The sequence below is a fragment of the Aliarcobacter skirrowii CCUG 10374 genome, assembly GCF_003544835.1.
In the GTDB taxonomy this organism is placed as follows: Bacteria; Campylobacterota; Campylobacteria; order Campylobacterales; family Arcobacteraceae; genus Aliarcobacter; species Aliarcobacter skirrowii.
This window is the reverse complement of the sequence record NZ_CP032099.1, coordinates 1903540-1925448: the sequence shown is the minus strand read 5'-3', so window position 1 is coordinate 1925448 and position 21909 is coordinate 1903540. Positions and strand designations below refer to the sequence as shown.

19 protein-coding genes are annotated in these 21909 nt (G+C 27.9%); 9 read left to right on the top strand and 10 right to left on the bottom strand.

The features are described 5' to 3' along the window. Positions 1-44 precede the first annotated feature (44 nt). The 5 genes from ASKIR_RS09980 to ASKIR_RS09960 all read right to left on the bottom strand — a co-directional run bounded on the left by ASKIR_RS09980 (position 45) and on the right by ASKIR_RS09960 (position 8268). A complete protein-coding gene (locus ASKIR_RS09980; RefSeq protein ID WP_066350086.1) occupies positions 45-632 on the bottom strand; it encodes an outer membrane protein in 588 nt (195 codons plus the stop codon). Between the two features lie 231 nt (positions 633-863). Beyond that, positions 864-2225: an efflux transporter outer membrane subunit gene (locus tag ASKIR_RS09975; protein ID WP_066350087.1), complete on the bottom strand. Its 1362-nt coding sequence runs from the start codon at positions 2223-2225 to the stop codon at positions 864-866. Further along, positions 2218-5340 (bottom strand): efflux RND transporter permease subunit, encoded by a 3123-nt coding sequence (locus ASKIR_RS09970; protein ID WP_115588058.1) that lies wholly within the window; start codon positions 5338-5340, stop codon positions 2218-2220. Before ASKIR_RS09970 ends, ASKIR_RS09975 begins: the two co-directional genes overlap by 8 nt. Further along, positions 5337-6464 carry an efflux RND transporter periplasmic adaptor subunit gene (locus ASKIR_RS09965; protein WP_115588059.1) on the bottom strand — a complete coding sequence of 376 codons (1128 nt, stop codon included), beginning with the start codon at positions 6462-6464 and terminating at the stop codon, positions 5337-5339. Before ASKIR_RS09965 ends, ASKIR_RS09970 begins: the two co-directional genes overlap by 4 nt. Before the next feature lie 58 nt (positions 6465-6522). Next, the gene (locus tag ASKIR_RS09960) at positions 6523-8268 is read right to left on the bottom strand and encodes a diguanylate cyclase (RefSeq protein WP_066350092.1); all 1746 of its coding nucleotides are present in this window, start codon (positions 8266-8268) and stop codon (positions 6523-6525) included. A gap of 128 nt (positions 8269-8396) precedes the next feature. Here ASKIR_RS09960 and ASKIR_RS09955 point away from each other — a divergent pair, with 128 nt between their 5' ends. Continuing rightward, positions 8397-8750: a hypothetical protein gene (locus tag ASKIR_RS09955; protein WP_228137746.1), complete on the top strand. Its 354-nt coding sequence runs from the start codon at positions 8397-8399 to the stop codon at positions 8748-8750. Between the two features lie 19 nt (positions 8751-8769). Further along, positions 8770-10242: a PAS domain-containing protein gene (locus ASKIR_RS09950; protein WP_066350093.1), complete on the top strand. Its 1473-nt coding sequence runs from the start codon at positions 8770-8772 to the stop codon at positions 10240-10242. A 2-nt stretch (positions 10243-10244) separates the two neighbouring features. Here the strand turns inward: ASKIR_RS09950 and ASKIR_RS09945 are convergent, their stop codons facing one another. The 3 genes from ASKIR_RS09945 to ASKIR_RS09935 form a co-directional block, all read right to left on the bottom strand. Beyond that, positions 10245-11399, bottom strand: a complete 1155-nt coding sequence (locus ASKIR_RS09945; RefSeq protein ID WP_082946350.1) for a multidrug effflux MFS transporter — start codon at positions 11397-11399, stop codon at positions 10245-10247. Positions 11400-11473: 74 nt separating this feature from the next. Continuing rightward, entirely contained in the window at positions 11474-11911 is a 438-nt protein-coding gene (locus tag ASKIR_RS09940; protein WP_066350095.1) for a Dps family protein, read from the bottom strand. Between the two features lie 61 nt (positions 11912-11972). Further along, positions 11973-12614: an HAD family hydrolase gene (locus ASKIR_RS09935; protein ID WP_066350096.1), complete on the bottom strand. Its 642-nt coding sequence runs from the start codon at positions 12612-12614 to the stop codon at positions 11973-11975. A 319-nt stretch (positions 12615-12933) separates the two neighbouring features. Here ASKIR_RS09935 and ASKIR_RS09930 point away from each other — a divergent pair, with 319 nt between their 5' ends. The 3 genes from ASKIR_RS09930 to ung all read left to right on the top strand — a co-directional run bounded on the left by ASKIR_RS09930 (position 12934) and on the right by ung (position 16780). Continuing rightward, positions 12934-14586 carry an acetolactate synthase large subunit gene (locus ASKIR_RS09930; protein ID WP_066350097.1) on the top strand — a complete coding sequence of 551 codons (1653 nt, stop codon included), beginning with the start codon at positions 12934-12936 and terminating at the stop codon, positions 14584-14586. 78 nt (positions 14587-14664) lie between these two features. Next, the gene (locus tag ASKIR_RS09925) at positions 14665-16056 is read left to right on the top strand and encodes an aldehyde dehydrogenase family protein (RefSeq protein ID WP_066350099.1); all 1392 of its coding nucleotides are present in this window, start codon (positions 14665-14667) and stop codon (positions 16054-16056) included. A gap of 76 nt (positions 16057-16132) precedes the next feature. Beyond that, positions 16133-16780, top strand: a complete 648-nt coding sequence (gene ung / locus ASKIR_RS09920; protein WP_066350100.1) for a uracil-DNA glycosylase — start codon at positions 16133-16135, stop codon at positions 16778-16780. Positions 16781-16784: 4 nt separating this feature from the next. On the opposite strand, the gene ASKIR_RS09915 is transcribed toward ung, so the two are convergent. Next, positions 16785-17633, bottom strand: coding sequence for a YitT family protein (locus ASKIR_RS09915; protein ID WP_066350101.1), 849 nt, complete (start codon positions 17631-17633; stop codon positions 16785-16787). A gap of 83 nt (positions 17634-17716) precedes the next feature. Then, on the bottom strand, positions 17717-18064 hold the full coding sequence (locus ASKIR_RS09910) for a nitrous oxide-stimulated promoter family protein (protein ID WP_066350102.1): 348 nt from the start codon (positions 18062-18064) through the stop codon (positions 17717-17719). Positions 18065-18148: 84 nt separating this feature from the next. Here ASKIR_RS09910 and ASKIR_RS09905 point away from each other — a divergent pair, with 84 nt between their 5' ends. The 4 genes from ASKIR_RS09905 to ASKIR_RS09890 are packed head-to-tail and all read left to right on the top strand — an operon-like array spanning position 18149 to position 21904. Beyond that, positions 18149-18796 (top strand): Crp/Fnr family transcriptional regulator, encoded by a 648-nt coding sequence (locus tag ASKIR_RS09905; RefSeq protein ID WP_066159946.1) that lies wholly within the window; start codon positions 18149-18151, stop codon positions 18794-18796. Positions 18797-18850: 54 nt separating this feature from the next. Beyond that, the gene (gene traF / locus ASKIR_RS09900; RefSeq protein WP_066350103.1) at positions 18851-20137 is read left to right on the top strand and encodes a conjugal transfer protein TraF; all 1287 of its coding nucleotides are present in this window, start codon (positions 18851-18853) and stop codon (positions 20135-20137) included. A gap of 49 nt (positions 20138-20186) precedes the next feature. Continuing rightward, a complete protein-coding gene (locus ASKIR_RS09895) occupies positions 20187-20924 on the top strand; it encodes a YaaA family protein (RefSeq protein WP_066159940.1) in 738 nt (245 codons plus the stop codon). Positions 20925-20935: 11 nt separating this feature from the next. After that, the gene (locus ASKIR_RS09890) at positions 20936-21904 is read left to right on the top strand and encodes a zinc transporter ZntB (protein ID WP_066350105.1); all 969 of its coding nucleotides are present in this window, start codon (positions 20936-20938) and stop codon (positions 21902-21904) included. Positions 21905-21909 lie beyond the last annotated feature (5 nt).

Sequence of the window (21909 nt, the reverse complement as noted above, 5' to 3'; positions counted from 1 at the left end):
AAAATAATAAAAATAAGAGATAAATCTCTTATTTTTATAATAGATTAGAATCTATAGTTTGCACCTACATAAAATCTTGTACCGCTATCTGTAGTTTCTATTGAGTAACTTGTACCAACTTCCTCTACATCTTGCCACTTTTTATAGTTATAATCCAAACCACCTAAAATAGAGATATTTTCAGTAACTTTAAAATCAACTCCAGCACCTAAAGTTAGAGAAACAGCAGAGATTGAGCTATCAACAATTATATTTTGATTTGTATCCATATTAGCAATACCTAAACCAAATTTTAAAAATGGATAAACTTTTTCATGTACTTTAAACTGTTTCATAGCTTCAACACCAATCTCTATTGCATCCTCATCTTTTGAAAACCAATGAATTTCATCATAAGTTATTTTAGATAAGTATAGTTGAGTGTACCAGTCATCTCCTGTACCTTTTCCAACAACAAATTTAATATCTTTATAGTTATTATCCCAAGTAATTGAATCCCCATAAGAGTCTTCGGCCTTTTCTTTATTTGAAGCACTTCCTAGCTCAACTCCTGCATACCATTTTGTATCTGCGCTCGCATTTGTAAGTAATAGTGTACTTGCAACTATTCCAGCTGTAACTAATTTTTTCATTTTTCTTCCTATTTATTTTTTGTTTGTGGTTAAGAAGATATACTATTTGGAATTTATAATTTTATTTACTCTATTATTCATAAAATAAATAATTTTTTAATGTTCCCCTTGTGTATATTTCAAAACTTCAAAGTCTATAAATATTTTTGTTAATAATCTCTTAATAATAAATAATGAAAACTCTTATAATAATAAAATATAAAAAGTGTGTAAATTGGTAAGAAAATCTTATTAATTTAACTCTCCACCCAAAACTTTAAATAGTAAAACTCTGTTTTCTAACTCATCTTTATATAAATTTGTGTGATTTATTTTTGCATTTATAAATGCTCTTTGAGATATAAGCATATTTAAGTAGCTTCCATGTCCTATTTTATAAGAGTTTAATGCTATGTTGTAACTATTTTCTAAAGCTTCTAAAAGCTCTTTATGATTTTTTACTTTTAAATCTATATTTTTTCTTATAGCCAAAGCATCATTAACCTCTTTAAAAGCTGTTTGTATAGATCTTTGGTACTCTTTTAGTGCAATTTCTTGCTCAACTTTTGAGTATTTTAATCTTTTTATATTTGCACCTGCACTAAAAATTGGAAGAGTAATTGATGGTCTAAATTCCCAAAAACTATTGTTGCTATTAAATAATCCATCCAAAGAAGAGCTTGCATATCCTGTACTTGCAGTTAGTGAAATAGTTGGAAAAAATGCAGCTCTAGCAGCTCCTATATTTGCATTTTTCTCTTTTAATTTAAACTCATACTCTTTTATATCAGGTCTGTTTAGTAAAACATTTGAGTCAATATTATAGTCTAAAGATTTTAGATATAAAGAGTCTAAAAAACTATTTTTCAAAATATCATCTGGAAGTTTAGAAGAGATTAGAAGCTCAAGAGCATTTATACTCTTTTCTATCTCATTTTCAAAATCCAAAATCCTATTTTCCATCTCTTTTAGGCTAGCCAGTGATGCTAACATCTCATCTTTGCTTGATGCTCCAATACTATATTTTTTTGAAGTTAGAGTATAGACTTCATTTAGATTTTCTAATATTTTAGTAGCTAAATTTCTATTTTCAATATTGCTTAAAAGATTAAAGTAGCTAGAGATTGTTTGAGAAATCAGAACTAATTTTGTACTATTGTAAGCATATTTTGTAGCCAAAAAGCTATTTTTTGCTGCAAGGTTTAGGCTTTGATTTTTACCAAATAGATCAAGCTCAAAAGAGGCTGCTAAATTTGCCTCATAATTGCTACTTATATTGTTGTTTCTATCACTTCTGTTTAAAGAGCCATTTGCATTAACACTTGGAAAAAGTTTTGAAGTCTCAATTCCATACAAAGCTTTGGCTCTATCTATTTTAAGTAAGGCAATATTTAAATCTTTATTATTTAAAAGTGCTAGATTTACAATCTTTTTTAATGATTCATCCAAAATAAAATCACTACTATCAAGCTTTTCAAAACTTTTTTTGTCGCTCTTTTCGTAATCTTTAAAGCTGCTTTGAATCAACTCTTTTTCATCTAAATTTAGTTTTGGTTGCATTGAACAAGCTGTAAAAATTAGAGCAAGAAGAGAGATATAAAGATATTTAAACATCTTTTGCCTCTTTTTTAAATATTGATTTTATAAATATATAAAATAGTGGTACAAAAAATATTGCCAAAATAGTAGCACTTAATGTTCCACCTAAAATTGCAGTTCCTATTGCAATTCTACTATTAGCACCTGCTCCACTTGAAATAGCAAGTGGTATGATTCCTGCAATAAATGCTAAAGAGGTCATAATTATTGGTCTAAGTCTTAGTTTTGCTCCCAAAATTGAAGCTTCTACTAAATTCATACCATTTTTATATGCACTATTTATAAACTCAACTATTAAGATTGCATTTTTACTTGCAAGTCCCATAACTGCCAAAAGTGCAACTTGAAAATATACATCATTGCTTAAATCTCTAAAATAAACAGCTAAAACAACTCCTAAAACTCCCAAAGGAACTACAAGTAAAACAGAGAATGGAACACTCCAACTCTCATAAAGAGCTGCTAAACATAAAAAGACAACTAAAAGTGAAATTGCATATAAAAGTAGTGATTGATTACTTGCAATTTTCTCTTGATAAGAAGATCCACTATACGCATACATTGTTCCATTTGCATTTTTATTTGCTATTTTTTCCATCTCGCTCATAGCAACTCCTGAACTAATTCCAGTTGCAGCACTTCCTTGAATCTCATAAGACATAAATCCATTAAATCGTGTTAACTCTTCAGGTCCATACTCCCAAGAGAATTTTGAAAACTCACTAAAAGGAGTCATAGTTCCAGCACTATTTCTAACTTTCCATTTATACAAATCTTCAGGAGCACTTCTAAACGGTGCATCACCTTGAATATAGACTCTTTTTATTCTATTTCTATCAATATAATCATTTACATAAATTCCACCCCAAGCAGCACTTAAAGTAGTATCAATATCTCTTAGATTTAAGCCCAAAGATAGTGCTTTTTGAACATCATAAGATATTTTTAGCTGAGGTGACTCCTCTGTACCATCTGCTCTTACAGAGTTTATATTTGAATTTGTTTTAGCCTCTTGTAAAATAGCATCTTTTACATCTCTTAACTCTTCTCTACTTATATTTGAACTAGCTAAGAGCTGAAACTCAAATCCATCGCTACTTCCTAATCCTTGAATTACACTTGGATTTATTGTAAAAACTCTAGCATCTCTTATGAAATATTTGCTATTTGGATTGTTAAATGCCATCATAGCTCTTTTACTAATACTATCTACATGTAACTCTTTGCTATTTCTCTCATCCCAACTTTTTAAAGAGATAAATGCTGTTCCAACATTTTGACCACTACTTCTACTACTAAATCCTGAGATTGTAAATATTGTATTTAAAGCCTCTTTTTCTTCATTTAAAAAGTAATCTCTAATAATATTTGCAACATCAACTGTTCTACTTGCAACTGCACCAACAGGAAGAGTGTATTGAACCATAAGGCTTCCTTGATCCTCTTTTGGTAAAAAACTTGTTGGAAGTTTTATAAAAATATAACTTGCAACTACAACAATAATAAGATAAAAAATAGCCCATCTTTTTGGAAGTTTTATAATTTTTTCAATCCAAGATGTATATTTTTTTGTAAAAGTTTCAAAATATTGATTAAATTTAAATATAAACCCACTACTTTTTTCACTATGAGGTTTTAAAATTGTTGCACAAAGTGCTGGAGTTAATGTAAGTGCAACAATAACAGATAGAACCATAGATGAGATTATTGTAACTGAGAATTGTTGATAAATAACCCCTGTACTTCCTCCAAAAAATGCCATAGGTAAAAATACAACCGATAAAACAGTTGTAATTCCAATTAAGGCACTTGTTACCTCTTGCATTGATATAATTGTTGCCTCTTTTGCACTAAGTCCTAACTCTTTCATATTTCTTTCAACATTTTCAACAACAACAATAGCATCATCAACCAAAAGTCCAATTGCTAAAACCAAAGCAAACATTGTTAAGGTATTTATTGTAAAACCTAAAATATTTAAAATAGCAAATGTTCCTAAAATTACAACAGGAACTGCAATTGCTGGAATTAAAGTTGCTCTAAAATTCTTTAAAAACAAAAACATTACAAAAACAACTAAAATAATAGCTTCAATTAAAGTTTTAACAACTTCATTAATAGATGCTTGTATAAATAAAGTTGTATCTCTTGGATATGCTACTTTGTACCCTTCTGGGAAAAAAGTTTGAGCATTTTGTAAAAACTCTTTAACTTTTTTTGAAGTAGATACAGCATTTGCACCACTTGCAAGTTGTATTGAGATACCACTTGCTGGGTAACCGTTTAGAGCTGTTACATTGTTGTAGCTTTGAGCACCAATCTCAACTCTTGCTACATCTTTTATTTTTACACTGCTTCCATCTAAAGAGGTTTTTAAAATAATATTTTCAAACTCATCAACATTTTCAAACATAGATCTTGCAGTTACCGTAACTGAAAGTTGTTGATTATCTAAAGTTGGCATTGCTCCAAGTCTTCCAGCACTTGCTTGTGAGTTTTGAGCATTTATAGCATTTTGAATATCAAGAGGAATTAGATTATATTTTTCAAGTTTATAAGGATCTAGCCATATTCTCATAGCATACTGTCCACCATAAACAGTAACTTCTCCAACACCTTCAATTCTTGCAATACTATCTTGAAGATTACTTACTAAAAAATCACTAATATCTGTTCTATTTGCTTTTCCTGTTGAGTCATAAACAGATGCAAGCATTAAAAAATCTGTTTGAGATTTGTAAACTCTAACTCCTTGTCTTTGAACATCATCAGGAAGTTTTGATAAGATTTGTTCAACTTTATTTTGAACTTGAACTTGAGCAATATCTGGATTAACTCCTTGATTAAAAACTATGCTTATTCTTGATCTTCCAGATGAACTTGAACTTGAAGAAAAATATAACATTCCATCAAGACCTGTTAGTTGTTGTTCTATTATTTGAGTTACACTATTTTCAACAGTTTGAGCAGATGCTCCTGTGTAAGTTGCAAAAATATTTATTTGAGGTGGTGCAATATCTGGATACTGTTCAACTGGAAGAAGATAAAGACTTACAACACCACTTATCATAATAATAAGTGAAATTACCCAAGCAAAAATAGGTCTAAATATAAAAAATTTTGCAATCATTTTTTAACTTCATAAATACTATTTAAATCTTTTATAGAGACTTTGCTTTGTCTATTTATTTTATTAAGTCCCTCAACTATAATTTTATCATTTGGATTTAATCTATCTTCAATCAACCAAAAATTATCAATAGCTCTTAAAATCTTAACTCTTTTTTGAGTAGTTGTAAAATCATCATTTATTAAAGTTATTATTGGATTTGCTTTTTGATCTCTTAAAACAGCTTGTTGAGGGATTAAAAATCCATCAAACTTTTTACTACTTTGAACATAAGCTTTTGTCATCATTCCAGATAGTAAGCTCTTGTCACTATTTTCAAAAACAGCTCTTAAAGTTACTGTTCCACTATTTGGATCAACACTTAACTCTTTGCTTTGTAAAACTCCAAATTTCTCAATTTTTGAATCATCTTCCAAAACTAATCTTACTTTTGAGCTATTTTGTGTATCAAAACTTACAATATTTTTTAGATTTAAATACTCTTTATATGATATTGTAAGATCTAAATATACACTACTACTATCTTTTATATCTACAAGCTCTTGAGTTTGATTTGCAGTTACAAGTGCTCCTGTTGTGACATTTGAAATTCCAATATATCCACTTATTGGAGCTTTTATATCACATCTTTGTAGATTTATATTAGCACTTTGAAGTTCAGCCTCTCTTTGATTAACTAAAGCCAAAGCTTGAAGATATGAAGCCTCTATATCATCGGCTTCTTGTTTTGAAATACCATCAAATTTTAAAAGCTCTTTTGCTCTATCATTTTTTGCTTTAGTGCTTAGAAGTGTCGCTTTTGCACTATTTAAAGATGCTTTTGCACTATTTACATTTGCTATATAATCAAGTTTATCAATTTGGTATAAAATATCACCTTTGTTTACAAAAGAGCCCTCTGTAAATACTCTTTTTTCAATAATCCCAGTTATTTGTGGTCTAATTTGTGCTATCTCTTTAGCTTTTACTCTTCCAAAAAGTTCAATCTCTAAATTCAAAGATTGCTCTTTTGGATTTATAAATCCAACTTCAACTGGTTTTGACTCTACTACTTGAGCCTTTTTTTCGCAAGATGCAAAAAACAAAACAACAGTAAATATTATAAAGATTTTAAAAAGTTTCAAATGATTTTCCCAAATTTTTTGGTAATTTTATAATATGAATATTAACCAAGACTTAATATTAAATATCATTTTCTCCAACAACTCTATCTCTTCCTGTTTGTTTTGCTTTGTAAAGTGCAATATCAGCAGATGCAACTATATCTTCAGCTTTTTTAAAAATGCTACAATATGAAGCAACACCTAAGCTCATAGTAACTTTTTTTGGATAAGTTGAAAAAGTGTGCTGTTTAATTGCAATATTTATTCTGTTTGCAAGCTTAATAGCATCTTCTTGTTTACTATTTGGACAAATTATTAAAAACTCCTCTCCTCCCCAACGACCAAGAGTATCGCTAGTTCTAATGCAAGAGCTTAAAATTTTTGCAGACTCTTTTAATACATCATCTCCAATTTGATGTCCAAAATTATCATTTACAGATTTAAAAAAATCAATATCCATAATAATTACACTAAAAATATCATTGTATCTTATAGCTTTTTCAAACTCTGTATTTAATACACTATCTAGTTTTGCTCTATTATAAAGTCCCGTTAGTTTATCTGTAATAGATAATCTCTCTAACTCTTCATTCTTCTCATAAAGCTCTTTTGTTCTTTGAAGAATCTTCTCTTCAAGAGATGTTTGATAATCATAAATTGATTTTGACATATTTGAAAAAGCACAAGATAAAAGTGAAATTTCTTGAATAGAGGTATCAATTTTTGAGATATTAAAATCTTGTTTCTCTATTTTTTTGCTCTGTCTTACTAAAGAGTAGATTGGCTTTGAAATAACTCTTGAGAAGTACAATATTAAAGGAATAGTAATTAATCCTGTAAAAATAAATACAAAAAGAAGCCAAAGTATCTCTTGATTGTATGGTTTTAAAATATTTTTGTATTCTGCAATTAAAGCTAAATAGTTATCTTGTTTGTTATTATCAATTTTTATTATTCTAATAAGAAATTTTTTATTATCTTTTTCTACAATTTGCGTATTTTCAAACTCTTTTAAATCTGATATATTTAGAATAAAATCATTAAAAGAGTTACTGTTTTTTGAAAGTGAAGATAGAATTAATTTATCTGAATCAAACAAATAAAGCTCTGTTTTATTTATATCTACATGATTTTTGAAACTATTAAGATAATCTGCAATTAATAGATCAATAGCAACAACCTCTTTGCCATTTTTAATAGATTTTGCATAAGTTATTCCAATTGAATCAATGTGTGAAAAAGTGTATGGTTTGGTTTTTATAGCCTCTTTTGAATTTTTTGCATCTTTAAACCAAGGTCTTTTTGTTGCAAGATATGAATTAGGCTCAATTTTATAATCTGTTTGATTTAAGTCATCATCATAAAAAAATAGCTCTCTTTTTGTACTATTTTTTCCATCGATTTTTATTAAAAGCCATCTATCAATATCTTTTGCACTGTAAGAGCTAATAAGATTCTTATCAACTCTTAAATTTATAAATTCATAAAAACTATTATCTTCATATCCTGTATAAATTGCATATAAACTTGGATAGGATTTTAAAAAGTTTGTATAAATTTTTACTCTATCTTGATCATTTAAAAGTGCCAAAGTATTAACTGTACTAAAGCTACTATTGTTGACATCTTTTATTGAATTTTGAATATTTAAAGCAATTCCATCTAATCTTGAATTTATGTTTGAAATTGCTAGTTTTTTACTATAAAAAAGTAGTTGATAAGCTAAAACTAAAATTAATAAGATGCCAATTGTTGAGAAAAGTAGAAGAATGGTACTCTTTAAAGAAACCCCTTTTTTAAAAAGTTTTTTAAATACTAAATCCAACTAATACCTCCCCCATTGAAAAAAAATAACCAAAATTATAACTTAAAATAATAAATATAAAATAAAAAAATTTATTTTTTAATTAAGATTTAGTTACCATAACAGCTTACAATTTTTAAAGGAATATCATGGATAAAAGTTTAGAGAGTTTAACACAATCGGAGTTTAACTGTAATGTTGCATTTAAAATACATTTAAAAGAGTTTAATCAAAATGTTAGAGATGAACTTGAAAAAAGAATAAGTGAAGTTTTTTTCTTTACAAGAGGTGTTGATTGGCAGTTTGATAGTTTTGGTATTGAAAAAGCTGGTGAGAGAAAAAGTAATATTTTAGGGTACTTTATATTTAGAGCAACAGATATTGAAAAATTAAAAAAGCTATTTTTACAAGAGTTTAAAGATTATTCAAATGCTACAAAAATTTCATGTTCGGTTGCAACTTATCAAAAAGTTGATGAAGAGTTTTTTGAGATTGAAGTTTAGCTAGGATAAATACAAGGAGATGGGAAAAACATCATATAAATATCAGCTAGAGTCTATTGAAAAACTAGCAAAAATAGGATTCTGGGAACTTAATTTAAAGAGTAATGAACTTATTTGGTCTAAAGAGATTTATAATATTTTTGGTTTAGATAAAAATATAAAACCAAGTTATGAGTTATTTTTAGATTTAGTTTACAAAGATGATAGAGAGCTTGTAAATAGTGCATATTTAAAATCTTTAGAAGATAGAAAAGATTACTCAATAGTTCACAGAGTAGAGTTAAGCAACAAAGAGATTAAATATGTAAAAGAGGATTGTAAAACAATTTTTGATGAGAATAAAAAAGCTTTAATATCACATGGAACAGTTCAAGATATTACAGAATTAACAGTTGCAAAACAAAAAATAGAGCAAGAGAGATTTGCTTTAAAAGAGCAACAAGAGCTTTTAGAAACAATATTTAACAATACAATAGATGGTTTAGCAATAATAGACAAAGATACAAATTTTATTAAAGTAAATAAAACTTATTGTGAATTAACAGGATATACTCAAGAAGAGCTTTTGCAAACATCTTGTATTGCTTTAACTGCACCTGAAGATATTGAAAGAGTAAAAGCACTAAATGAAGAGTTTATAAAAGGAAATATTCAAAATATAACTATTGATAAATCTTGTATTGGAAAATATAGAAAAATTGATTCTAGGATTTTTTCATCTTGGTTACCAGACAAAGAGCATATTTTGATTAATATGAAAGATTTAACAAGTGATAACATATTAAAAGAACAAGCTAAACTTTTTTCAATGAAAGGTATGTTGGAGAATATTGCACATCAATGGAGACAACCTTTAAGTATTATAAGCTCGATTGCAAGTGGCATAAATATATTGAAAAAATATGATAAGCTAAATAGTTATGACTTTGAAAAAGATATGAATCTTATTTTACAACAGGTAAATTATCTATCAAATACAATAGAAGATATTAGCAATTTTGTAGTTGATGATAAGAGTTTAGAATCTACTAGTTTAGTATCTATTTTAGAAAAGAGTTTAAATATTTTTAATCCAATTGCAAAGGTGAATAGTATTAATATAGTGGTTGATTTTGATGAAGATTTGCTTTTAAAAGCCTATCCAAATGAGTTGATTCAATCTTTTATAAATATTTTGACAAATTCAAAAGATGCTTTAATAAAACAGACAGAAGATAGATATATATTTGTAAGTACAAAAAGTGATAAAGATTTGTTTATAATAGAGATAAAAGATAGCGGAAAAGGTGTAGATAAAGCCATTATTAATAGAGTTTTTGAACCATATTTTACAACAAAACATCAAAGTTTAGGTACAGGAATAGGTCTATCTATGACTCATAATTGTATTAATATAAGACATAATGCAACTATAGAAGTAGCAAATAGTGAATATATTTATAATAATAAAAAATATAGAGGCTTAAGTACAAAAATCTACTTTAAAAAGTAGATTTAAGCTTTATAGCTTCTAATTATTAAGTAAGAGATAAAAGATAATAAAGTTATACTAAAAGCTATTATAAAAAATCCATTATCATCAAAATATAGCGCAATAGATGAGATAAGTGCTCCCAAACCAAACTGTAAAACACCAATAACTCCACTAGCAACTCCAGCATTTTTTGAGAAGTGCTCAAGAGCAATTGCCATACAATTTCCAAAAACAAAAGCCATCATACTCATATAAGCAGCCAAAACAATAACAGTTTGAATCAAAGTTATATTTTGGTGAATTAAAATAAAAATTAATCCAACAACTATTTGAAAAAGTATTGCAAATTTTACAATACTCAAAGCATTATATTTTTTAAGAAGATTTACATTTACTTTTATCATAAACATTAAAATAATAAAATTTATTCCAAAAAATAGTGGAAAATAGTCTGTTTTTATTCCAAAATATTCAATATATATAAATGATGTTTTGGCGATTAATATAAAAAAACCTCCAAAACTAATAGCAAGTACCAACATAGCTTTCATAGCTTTTTTGTGTGTTAGAACAGATTTATAGGACTCTAAAACTTTTTGGTCACTTTTTACAAAACTCTCTGGCAAATCTTTGTAGACTAAAAATGCTACAAATAAAGAGTATATTGTTAGAAATACAAAAATACCTTCCCATGGATAAAAATGTATTATTAAAGCACCAAAAACAGGAGCCAATAAAGGTGCAATACTTCTAATAATCCCAATCAATGAAAATACCTTTGCAGCCTCTTGCCCTTTAAATCTATCTCTTACAGCAGCAGCTGCATTTACAACTGTAATTCCTCCAAAAAATGCCTCTAAAAATCTATATATCCAAAGTTCATAAACATTTGAACTAAATATTATTAAAAAACTAAAAAAAGCAAAACCAATAAGTCCTAAAATAGAACCAAATCTTCTTCCGTATCTATCAGAAATTGGTCCACCAAAAATCTGTCCAACTGCAAAACCTATTAAAAATATCGATAAAGATAGTTCAATTTTATGTATATTTACATCAAAATATTTTGCAATTTCAGGAATTGATGGAAGATAAGTATCTGTTGCTATTGGAGCAACTGAAGATAAAATAGATAATAGAATAATTAAATATATATGGCTAGTTGATTTTTTCATAAAGACTCTTTAAAATGTATTGTATATAAGTGAGTTAAAAAAGAAGAGATGATTAAGGGAAAATCCCTTAATCACTATTTTGTCATGCTAGATAGCATCCATAAATCTTTTTCAAGTTTTGCAACTTTCTCATCTGCAAAAGCTTCTGTTCCTTTGTCTACATTTTCACCTGCAAGAGCGCTTAGTTTTTTAAACTCTTCTAAAAGGTATTTGAAATCTTCAGTAATTTTTTCAACAATCTCTTTTGATTTAAAACTATCACCTGTTTCAGTCTTTATTTTTGTTGTTTTTACTAAATCATCAATTGTTAAAAGTGCTTTTCCACCCAAAATTATCGCTCTTTCAGCAACATCATCAAACAGAGTTGACATCTCATCATAAACACCTTCTGTGTAGTTATGAACTGGATGAAAATCCATACCTTTTACATTCCAGTGATAATTATGTAATTTTACATAAAGAGCATGTGCATCAGCTTGAATTTGATTTAATTGTTTTATTACTTTTGACATTTTTGAATCCTTTATTTTAAAATGGGTTCTATTATATAACCATAAATATCATTTGTCAATATTATTTGATAATATTTATAATCTCCAAAGGCTCTTTTACAATAAAATCAGCACCATGCTCTTTTAGCTCTTTTTCATCTCTAAAGCCCCATAAAACACCAATTGCCTTCATATTTGCACTTTTTGCTGTTTGCATATCAACTTTTGTATCTCCAACAAAAAATATCTCACTTGGATTAATTTTTAGTTTTGAAGCAATATTTAGTGCTTGAATAGGATCTGGTTTTTTAGCTTGTTGCTCTTTTTGTCCATGAACTTCTAAAAATGGATAATCTTTAAATAATGTTTTTACATACTCTTTTGTCATAAAATCTGGTTTGTTTGATAAAACTGTTAAATTACAATCTAATTTAACAAGCTCATCTAAAAGTTCATAAATGCCATCATAAGGTTTTGTATTTTTATGAAGATTAAATTCATAAAGTTCTTTAAATCTTTTTGTGGCTTCATCTTTTAATTCAATACTATTCTTTAAAGCATTATCTATTAAAACATCTATTCCACTTCCAACAAAATATTTATATTCATCTATTTTATAAGTATCTAATTTTAAGCTTGTTAAAACTTCATTCATACACAGTGCAATATCATAAATAGAGTCTAAAAGTGTTCCATCTAAATCAAAAATAAGTGTTTTTTTCATATTTAACCTTTATAATAAAAATAGAAGTTTAACCAATATTTTCATAAATTGAGATTTTATGTAACAAAATTTATGTAAATATTGTAAAAATAAAAGCCCTAAAAATAGGCGTTCTAAATAAAAGTGTAACTTTTTTACAAAAATAATCTTTAGATTGAAAAAAAAAGTTGCATATTAATAAAACTAAACTATATTGTGGCTATAATAGCAACTGTTTATCAATTATATTTTCAAATATAAATTGAGATTGAATTTTCATTAAAAACGGTTAATTATAAAACGGTATAATTAAATCATTATAAAATTTTGGAGTAATAAAATGAATGCATCAGATTTATTTGTAAAAGCATTAGAAAACGAAGGTGTTGAGTACATTTTTGGTGTTCCTGGTGAAGAGAATTTAGATTTCTTGGAAGCTATGAGAAAATCAAATATTAAACTTATATTAACAAGACATGAACAAGGTGCAGGATTTATGGCTGCAACTTATGGAAGATTAACAGGAAAAGTTGGAGTTTGTTTAGCAACTTTAGGCCCTGGTGCTACAAACTTTGCAACTTGTGCTGCTTATGCACAATTAGGTGGAATGCCTATGATGATGATAACTGGTCAAAAACCAATTAAAAAATCAAAACAAGGAAGATTCCAAATCATTGATATTGTTAGAATGATGAGACCGATGACTAAATTTGCAAAACAAATTGTAAATGTTCATAATATCCCTTCTGTTGTAAGAGATGCATTTAAAATTGCAACAACTGAAAGACCAGGTGCTGTTCATATTGAACTACCTGAAGATATTGCACACGAACCTGTAGATGCTGATACAACAATCTATCCAGTTCACAATGTAAAATATCCAGCAGCAGTTGATGAGGTTATTGCAGAAGCAGTTGCTATGATTGAAAAAGCTAAAAGACCACTACTTTTAATTGGAGCAGGTGCAAATAGAACAAGAATAGGAAATACTTTAACAGATTTAGTAAATAAAACTGGTATGGCATTCTTCTCTACTCAAATGGGTAAAGGTGTTATTGATGAAAATCATCCAATGTGTTTAAGTGCTGCTGCATTAAGTAAAGATGATTTTGTTCACTGTGCAATTGATAGAGCAGATTTAATTATCAATGTTGGACACGATGTTATTGAAAAACCACCATTTTTTATGTCAAATAAAGAGGGTGCAACAAAAGTTATGCATGTTAACTTCTTCCCATCTGAAGTAGATGATACTTACTTCCCACAAATGGATGTTGTTGGAGATATCGCAAGTAATATTGCAAAAATAACTGAGAAAATAAAAGTTCAAGCTCACTGGGATTTTGATTACTATACAAGAATGGCAGAAGAGATTAGAACTAGATTATCAAAATATTTTGGTGATAATAGATTCCCAATTTTACCTCAAAGAGCTGTAAGAGCTATTAGACAAACATTAGCTGCTGAAGATATTGTAACGCTTGATAATGGTGTTTATAAATTATGGTTTGCAAGAAACTATAGATGTGCAAAACCAAATACACTTTTACTAGATAATGCACTTGCAACTATGGGAGCTGGACTTCCTTCTGGAATGATGGCAAAAATGATCAATCCAAATAAAAAAGTTGTTTCAGTTTGTGGAGATGGTGGGTTTATGATGAACTCTCAAGAGATGGAGACAGCAGTTAGATTAGGTATTGATATGACTGTAGTTATCTTAAATGATAATGCATACGGAATGATTAAATGGAAACAAACAGGAATGGGATTTGAGTCATTTGGACTTGATCTTGGAAACCCTGATTTTGTTAAATATGCTGAATCTTATGGAGCTCATGGTTATAGACCAAAATCTGTTGAAGAGTTTGAAGCTACTTTAGAAAAATGTGTAAATAGCAAAGGTGTACATTTAATTGATTTAGCAGTTGATTACTCTTTAAATCACTCAATCTTAAATGAGCTTTTACCTCAAAAAACTTGTTTAGTTTAATCTAAACAATCTTAGAAAGGGGCTTTAGATTTAAAGCCCCTTTTTTAATCTTTAAAATTAAAATTCAAAGGAGAAAATATGAGTACGATAGAAGTTACATCACCATTTGATGGAAAAGTAGTTGGAACTGTAAAATTTAACACTTATGAAGAGGTTGAAGCAGCTATTGATTTAGCACATAAAACTTTTTTAGATAGAGATAATTGGATTCCAAAATATAAAAGAATAGAGATTTTAGAAAATGTTATGAAAATTATGAGTTCTCAAGTTGAAGAGCTTACAATCCTTTGTGCAAGTGAAGGTGGAAAACCATATATTGACTCTAAAGTTGAAATTCAAAGAGCTATAAATGGAATTAAAATTGCTATTGAGCAAATAGGACTTCAAGAAGGTCATGAGATTGCTATGGGTCACACAGCATCAAGTGCAAATAGAATTGCATACACAATGAAAGAGCCAATAGGTGTTGTTGCTGCAATTTCTGCATTTAATCACCCGTTTAATCTTGCTGTTCACCAAGTAATTCCAGCAATTGCTGTTGGATGTCCAGTAATTATTAGACCAGCAACTCAAACTCCAATGAGTGCGATTAAATTAGTAGAGATTTTAAAAGAGGCTGGTTTACCAAATGGTTGGGCTCAAGCTGTTGTTTGTGATAGAAATGCTGGAGAGTTATTAGTAACAAGTCCTAAAACAGCATTCTTTACATTTATTGGTTCTGGTCCTGTTGGTTGGTATTTAAACTCTAAATCATCTCCAGGAACTAGAAGTGCATTAGAGCATGGTGGAGTTGCACCTGTTATTGTTGAGCCAGATGCAGATATTGAAGCTATGATTCCAGATTTAGTAAAAGGTGGATTTTATCACGCTGGTCAAGTTTGTGTATCAGTTCAAAGAATTTTTGTTCATGAATCAATTGCAGACACAGTAGCTTCTAAAATTGCCGAAAAAGCTTCAAAACTAGTAGTTGGAAATCAACTTGATCCAAAAACTGAAGTTGGACCACTAATTAATCACAATGAAGTAAACAGAGTTGAAGAGTGGGTAAATGAAGCAGTTACAAAAGGTGGAAAAATTTTAACAGGTGGAAAAAGAATCTCTGATTCTTGTTTTGAACCAACTGTTATTGTTAATCCATCTGATGATGCGATTATCTCTCAAAAAGAGATTTTTGGACCAGTTGTTTGTGTATATTCATATAAAACTTTAGATGAAGCAATTGCTAGAGCAAATCAACTAGATGTTTCATTCCAAGCAGCAGTATTTACAAAAAATATTGATACAGCTTTAAAATCTATAAAAAGATTAAATGCAACAGCAGTTATGGTAAATGACCATACAGCATTTAGAGTTGACTGGATGCCATTTGGTGGAGCTAAAACTTCAGGATTAGGACTTGGTGGAATTCCAGACTCTATGAGAGAGATGCAAAATCAAAAAATGATGGTTATTAAATCACCAGTTTTATAATCAGTAATTTATGATTTTTTAAAAGCTAAGGTTTTAAAGCCTTAGCTTTTTTTATTTTTAAATATTAGGAAGTACTATGACTTGGGAAGATATTATAGATTTAGAGAAACAAAAAGATTACTATAAATCTTTAGAAAAAGAGATAAACAAAAGATATGAAACTACTACAGTATTTCCTGAAAAACAAAATATCTTTAAAGCTTTTTCTTTAATAAAGCTTGATAATCTAAAAGTTGTAATATTAGGACAAGATCCATATCATGGCTTTGGACAAGCTCAAGGTTTGGCATTTTCAACTCCAGCTAATATAAAAAATCCACCATCTATGCAAAATATATTAAAAGAGATACAGAGTGATTTGGGCAAAAAATCTATTTGTGAAGATGGAGATTTAACACCTTGGGCAAAACAAGGAGTGCTTCTTTTAAATACAATTTTAACTGTAGAAGAGGCAAAACCAAAATCTCATCACAATTTAGGTTGGGAAGTTTTTACAGATAATATAATTAAATATATAAGCGATAATTGCGAAGATACTATTTTTATTCTTTGGGGAAGCCCTGCTATTTCAAAAACAAAATTAATAGATAGAAAAAAACATCATATATTAACATCAGTTCATCCAAGCCCACTATCATCTTATAGAGGTTTTTTTGGATGTAAACACTTCTCTAAAACAAATGAAATTTTGATTAATTTAAAAAAAGAGCCAATAATTTGGTAAGAGCTTAGATAACACTACTATCTCTTCCCCAAAATTCACTAGCTTCAGAGATGATCATAAAAGCATCTTTATCAAATTCTTTTATTAAATCTCTTAAAAGTTCAATTTTCCCAGCATCAACAGCAACATAAATAATAGTTTTATTTTGTTCTTGATGAAGTCCAATTCCAGTTAAAATAGTACCATGTTCTTCAATTTTATCTCTAATTTGCTCTTTTAAAACTTCAACATTAGTAGATACAATATTTACAATTTTTTTAGAAGGACGTCCTGTTAGAATCACATCAAGAACTTTCATTCCAATATAGACACTAAGCAAACTATATAAAGATTTATCAATATCTTTATATACAAAAATAGATGCAAACATAATAAAAGCATCAATTGTTAATAGTACTTCTGATGCTTTAAATTTTGTCTTTTTAGCAATAATTTCACCAACAACAGATGTGCTTCCAGTTGACGCTCTACCTTTTATAATAAATCCAATTCCCAAACCAATAAAAATACCACCAAAAATTGCAGCTAGTAAAATATCATTTGTAATAGCATCTATTTTTATAACTTCTTTTAAAATGTCAGTAAAACTTGATAATAAAATAACAACAATAAATGTTTTAAATAGATAATATTTTCCAAAATAAATATAAGAGAGAATCAAAAATGGAATGCTAACCATTGTTATAAAAAATCCTAAAGTAATAGATGGGAAAAGAGCGTGAAGAAGTATTGAAATACCTATCCCACCGCCTGTTATTGTATCATTTGGAGATAAAAAAGCTACAGTTCCAAATGATAGGCAAAATGATCCTAGTATTATAAAAATATAGTTTTTTAATTGAGTTTTATTCATATATTATCCAATTGTAAATTATTGATTTTTTATAAAACGATAGTTTAAAAATGTATTGTATAACAATTTTATATAAAAAGTTATTAGTTAAATATATTTATAATTCTTGATTTTATCTTACCTAAAGAGAGTTTTATAGCTGAATATTTCATAACTTTTGCAATACTTTTCCATCTATCTTTTTCATAACAAGGTTTTGGACAATTTCTACATCTTGGTTTAGTTTCGTGGGGACAATTTTGTAGTTTAGTAAATGAGTAGTTAATTGCTTCAAAACACTCTTTGCAAAGATATAAATCTATATCTATTTTTAAATCTTTATATATTTGAATTTCAGATTTATTATATTGATTTTGATGCTTATCTATACAATATAACTCATAAAACTTCTTAAGAGTTTTAACTTCACTTATAAATTTTTCACTTGTCATAAAATCTTCTTTACTCTATTTTTATAATTTTTGCATACAATACAAAATATTTTCTTGATAGTTATCAAGAGAAAGGAACAAAATATGAGAAAAGTTTTTGATGATTATGAGTTTTTTAATTTTTTAGATAAAAAAGATTTAGATAGGCTAAAAGAGATATCATTTAAAAAAAAGTATCAAAAAGATGAGATACTTTTTTACAAAGGAGATGAACCAAAGTTTTTACACCTTTTAACAAAAGGAATAGTAAAGCTTTATACTCATGATTTTAAAGATAATGAGATAATAATTCATAATCTAATAGCTCCATCTTTAATAGCTGAAATTGTAAACTATGAAGAGATAAATTTTTTAGCAAATTGCTCTTGTGAAACTGATTGTGAAGTTATTTTAATAGATTATAGAAAATTTAAAGATGAGTTCTTACTAAAGCCACAAATTGCAATGTTTTTTATAAAATCTTTAACTAAAAAGATAAAATATTTAGAGAGTTTTATAAACTATAATGTATCTTTAAATAGTATTGAAAAAATAGCAAAATTTTTGTTAGAAAATGAAGAGTTATTGAAAAACTTAAGACAGATAAAAATTGCACAAATATTAAATATAACTGCTGAAACATTTTCAAGACAACTTGCAAAACTAAAAAAAGATGGTGTTATAGAAAATGATAAAGGTCATATTAAAATTTTAGATCATAACAAGCTTTTATCTTATGTTGGTAATTTTTGATACAAATCTTCTATTTCTTGTTATAATTTTGCAATTATAGAAATAGGAGAAGGTATGAAAAAAATAACAAAATCAATAGTTGCTGCAACACTACTTACTACAAGTTTAAATGCAGCTAGTTTTCAAGTTTTAGGTTCAAAAGCAACTTCAATGGGTGGAGCTGGTATTGCTACATCACCATCATCACTTGCAAGTTACAATAATCCAGCTCTATTAGCAAAAAATAAAAAGACTTTTGCATTTCACACAGGAGTTGGAGTTGGATATAGAGATAATGGAGTTTTAGATACAGTTAGTCAACTGGACGATTTAAATTTTTCTGATTTAGTTGAGCTGGCTGAAAATACAACAATATCTGGATCTTCATTTGATGATTTAACAAAAAATGATTTAACAAAATTAAATCAATCAAAAAATATTATCCTAGGAGCAAACAATCAATCTTTTAATGTAGCACCAACAGTTGATGTAGCATTTGCGATTAAAAACTTTGGTTTTGGTATTTTTGCAAATGCTGATGTTGCTGGAACTTCAAAAGTAGATCAACAATATAACAGATTAATATTTGAAAATGGTGGAAGCTATTATGAATTAAATTCAGATAATAGTGTTACACCACTAGGTACTGATTCAACAGATTATGAAAGTAGCTCTTTAATTTATGCAATGGATGAGGGTAATGAAAATACAGGAGTTCAGCTAGATGGTCTTGCTGTTATTGAGATACCAGTTGCCTATGGACATGCTTTTGGTACAGATTTTGGAGATATCTATTTAGGAGGAGCTTTTAAGCTAATGAAAGGAACTACATATAGTAGTTTTCATAGTTTTTCAAGCGATAAAGATATAAGTGATGATTTTGACAAAAATAAAAAAGATTCTACAACAGTTGGTTTAGATTTGGGAGTTGCATATAATCCATCTTTTGATGAAGATTTAACTTTGGCTCTTGTGGGAAAAAATTTAAATTCTCCTAGTTTTGATAGAACAGTAGGTAAAGATTTCAAATTAGATCCAATGGTAAGAGCTGGAGCTGCATATAAAATTAGTTTTGTAGAACTTGCTTTTGATGTTGATTTAACTGAAAATGAATCAATAAATGGTATGAAATCAAGATATGTAGGAGGAGGTGCTAGTTTTGATCTATTTATTCTTGATTTAAATGCTGGAATAATGAAGAATTTATTAAGCAATGATGATTCTGGTTTGATATACACAGCTGGAGTTTCTATGGGACCTGTTGAATTATCTGCTCAAATGGCAAGTAAATCTACTCATATAGATGGAACAAAATTACCAAAACAAGCAAGTGTTAATTTAGCTATTGCATTTTCTTGGTAAAAATTAGGAGATATCTCTCCTAATTATAATTATAAAAAAAGAGTTTAAATTGAAAATACTATTTTCTCCAAGTGAGACAAAAATTTCTGGTGGTGATAAAATTGATTTTAGTAAAAATAACTTTATATTTCCAGAGCTTTTTAATAAAAGAGCAAAGATTGTAAAAGCATATAATGATTTTTTAAAAACTGCATCAAAAAGTGATTTAGAAAAACTTTTTGGAACAAAAAAAGATGATGTAATAGAAAAATATAGAGTCGATATCTTCTCTTTACCTCTTAAAAAAGCAATTCAAAGATATGAAGGTGTTGCTTATGATTATTTAAATTATAATAATTTAGATAAAAATGAACAAAATTATATAGATGAAAATGTTTTGATTTTTTCAAATATTTTTGGTGTTATAAAAGCAAGTGATTTGATTCCTGATTATAAATTAAAGCAAGGTGAGAGTTTTAATAACTTAAAAATAGAGAAGTTTTATAGTGATAACTTTAGTAAAGCTATTGATGATTATTTAAAAGATGAGGATATCTTAGATTTAAGAGCTGGATTTTATGAGAAGTTTTACACTATAAAAAAACCATATAAAACTTTAAAATTTATAAAAGATGGTAAGGTTGTAAGCCATTTTGCAAAGGCTTATAGAGGAGAGATTTTAAAAATTATTGCTCAAAATAGTGTTAAAACATTTGAAGATTTTATGAATTTAGAGCTAAAAAATTTAAAACTAGAAGAGATAAAAGAGCAAAAACTAAAAACAGAGATAGTTTATTCGATTAATTAAAAGGAAAAATAGTGAAAAAAGTTCCATTTTTAGGATTTTTAATCAATAAAAAAGGCTCTGCTAAAAAGTTAAAATATGAAGAGCTAAATAGCATTGATAAAACAGAAGATAATATCTTATGGGTTCATTTTGACTATTCACAAAAAGAAGCAAAAAATTGGATACAAACTCAATTTAAAGATTCTATTGTTGCTGATGCACTTTTAGCTGGTGAAACAAGACCAAGAACCACTATTTTAGGTGATTCTTTGCTTATTGCATTAAGAGGTGTAAATTTAGAACCAAACTCAAAACCTGAAAATATGATATCTATTAGATTATATATATCAAAGAATATGATTATTAGCACAAGTAGAAGAACTTTGATGTCTATTGAAGAGATAGTTGAAGATTTAGAAAAAGGGATAGGAGTAAAAAGTAGTTCAGAGTTTTTAGTTGAATTAACTAATCGTATGATTGATAGAATAGATGATGTTATCGATGAAATTCAAGATAGAACAGATTATCTAGAAGAGAATATTATGGATATGAAAAAGCAAGATTTTAGAACTAAAATTTTAAATGTTAGAAGAGAGACTATTATTTTAAAAAGATATTTAACTCCACAAAAAGATGCTTTGATTAAATTAACTAGCGAAAAAATCTCTTGGATAGATGAGTATAGAAAAATAGAGATACGAGAAACAAATGATCAATTAATGAGACACATAGAAGAGCTTGATACTATTAGGGATAAAGTTATTTTAATACAAGAGGAGTTGACAAATAGATTAAGTGAAGATTTGAATAAAAAAATGTATATTTTATCAATTATCTCTGCAATATTCTTGCCGCTTACGTTTTTAACAGGACTTTTGGGAATAAATGTTGGTGGAATACCAGGTGCAAATAACGAAAATGCATTTTATATTTTTACTAGCATTTTAATTTTAGTAATCTTTTCTCAATATATGATTTTTAGAAAAAAAAGATGGATTTAGTTTAT

Excerpts from the sequence above, each read along its gene's own strand:
- ASKIR_RS09925 (WP_066350099.1), top strand. The coding sequence starts at position 14,665 with ATGAGTACGATAGAAGTTACATCACCATTTGATGGAAAAGTAGTTGGA.
- ASKIR_RS09915 (WP_066350101.1), bottom strand. The coding sequence starts at position 17,633 with ATGAATAAAACTCAATTAAAAAACTATATTTTTATAATACTAGGATCA.
- ASKIR_RS09940 (WP_066350095.1), bottom strand. The coding sequence starts at position 11,911 with ATGTCAAAAGTAATAAAACAATTAAATCAAATTCAAGCTGATGCACAT.
- ASKIR_RS09945 (WP_082946350.1), bottom strand. The coding sequence starts at position 11,399 with ATGAAAAAATCAACTAGCCATATATATTTAATTATTCTATTATCTATT.
- ASKIR_RS09955 (WP_228137746.1), top strand. The coding sequence starts at position 8,397 with ATGGATAAAAGTTTAGAGAGTTTAACACAATCGGAGTTTAACTGTAAT.
- ASKIR_RS09910 (WP_066350102.1), bottom strand. The coding sequence starts at position 18,064 with ATGACAAGTGAAAAATTTATAAGTGAAGTTAAAACTCTTAAGAAGTTT.
- ASKIR_RS09905 (WP_066159946.1), top strand. The coding sequence starts at position 18,149 with ATGAGAAAAGTTTTTGATGATTATGAGTTTTTTAATTTTTTAGATAAA.
- ung (WP_066350100.1), top strand. The coding sequence starts at position 16,133 with ATGACTTGGGAAGATATTATAGATTTAGAGAAACAAAAAGATTACTAT.
- ASKIR_RS09975 (WP_066350087.1), bottom strand. The coding sequence starts at position 2,225 with ATGTTTAAATATCTTTATATCTCTCTTCTTGCTCTAATTTTTACAGCT.
- ASKIR_RS09980 (WP_066350086.1), bottom strand. The coding sequence starts at position 632 with ATGAAAAAATTAGTTACAGCTGGAATAGTTGCAAGTACACTATTACTT.
- traF (WP_066350103.1), top strand. The coding sequence starts at position 18,851 with ATGAAAAAAATAACAAAATCAATAGTTGCTGCAACACTACTTACTACA.
- ASKIR_RS09935 (WP_066350096.1), bottom strand. The coding sequence starts at position 12,614 with ATGAAAAAAACACTTATTTTTGATTTAGATGGAACACTTTTAGACTCT.
- ASKIR_RS09950 (WP_066350093.1), top strand. The coding sequence starts at position 8,770 with ATGGGAAAAACATCATATAAATATCAGCTAGAGTCTATTGAAAAACTA.
- ASKIR_RS09930 (WP_066350097.1), top strand. The coding sequence starts at position 12,934 with ATGAATGCATCAGATTTATTTGTAAAAGCATTAGAAAACGAAGGTGTT.
- ASKIR_RS09970 (WP_115588058.1), bottom strand. The coding sequence starts at position 5,340 with ATGATTGCAAAATTTTTTATATTTAGACCTATTTTTGCTTGGGTAATT.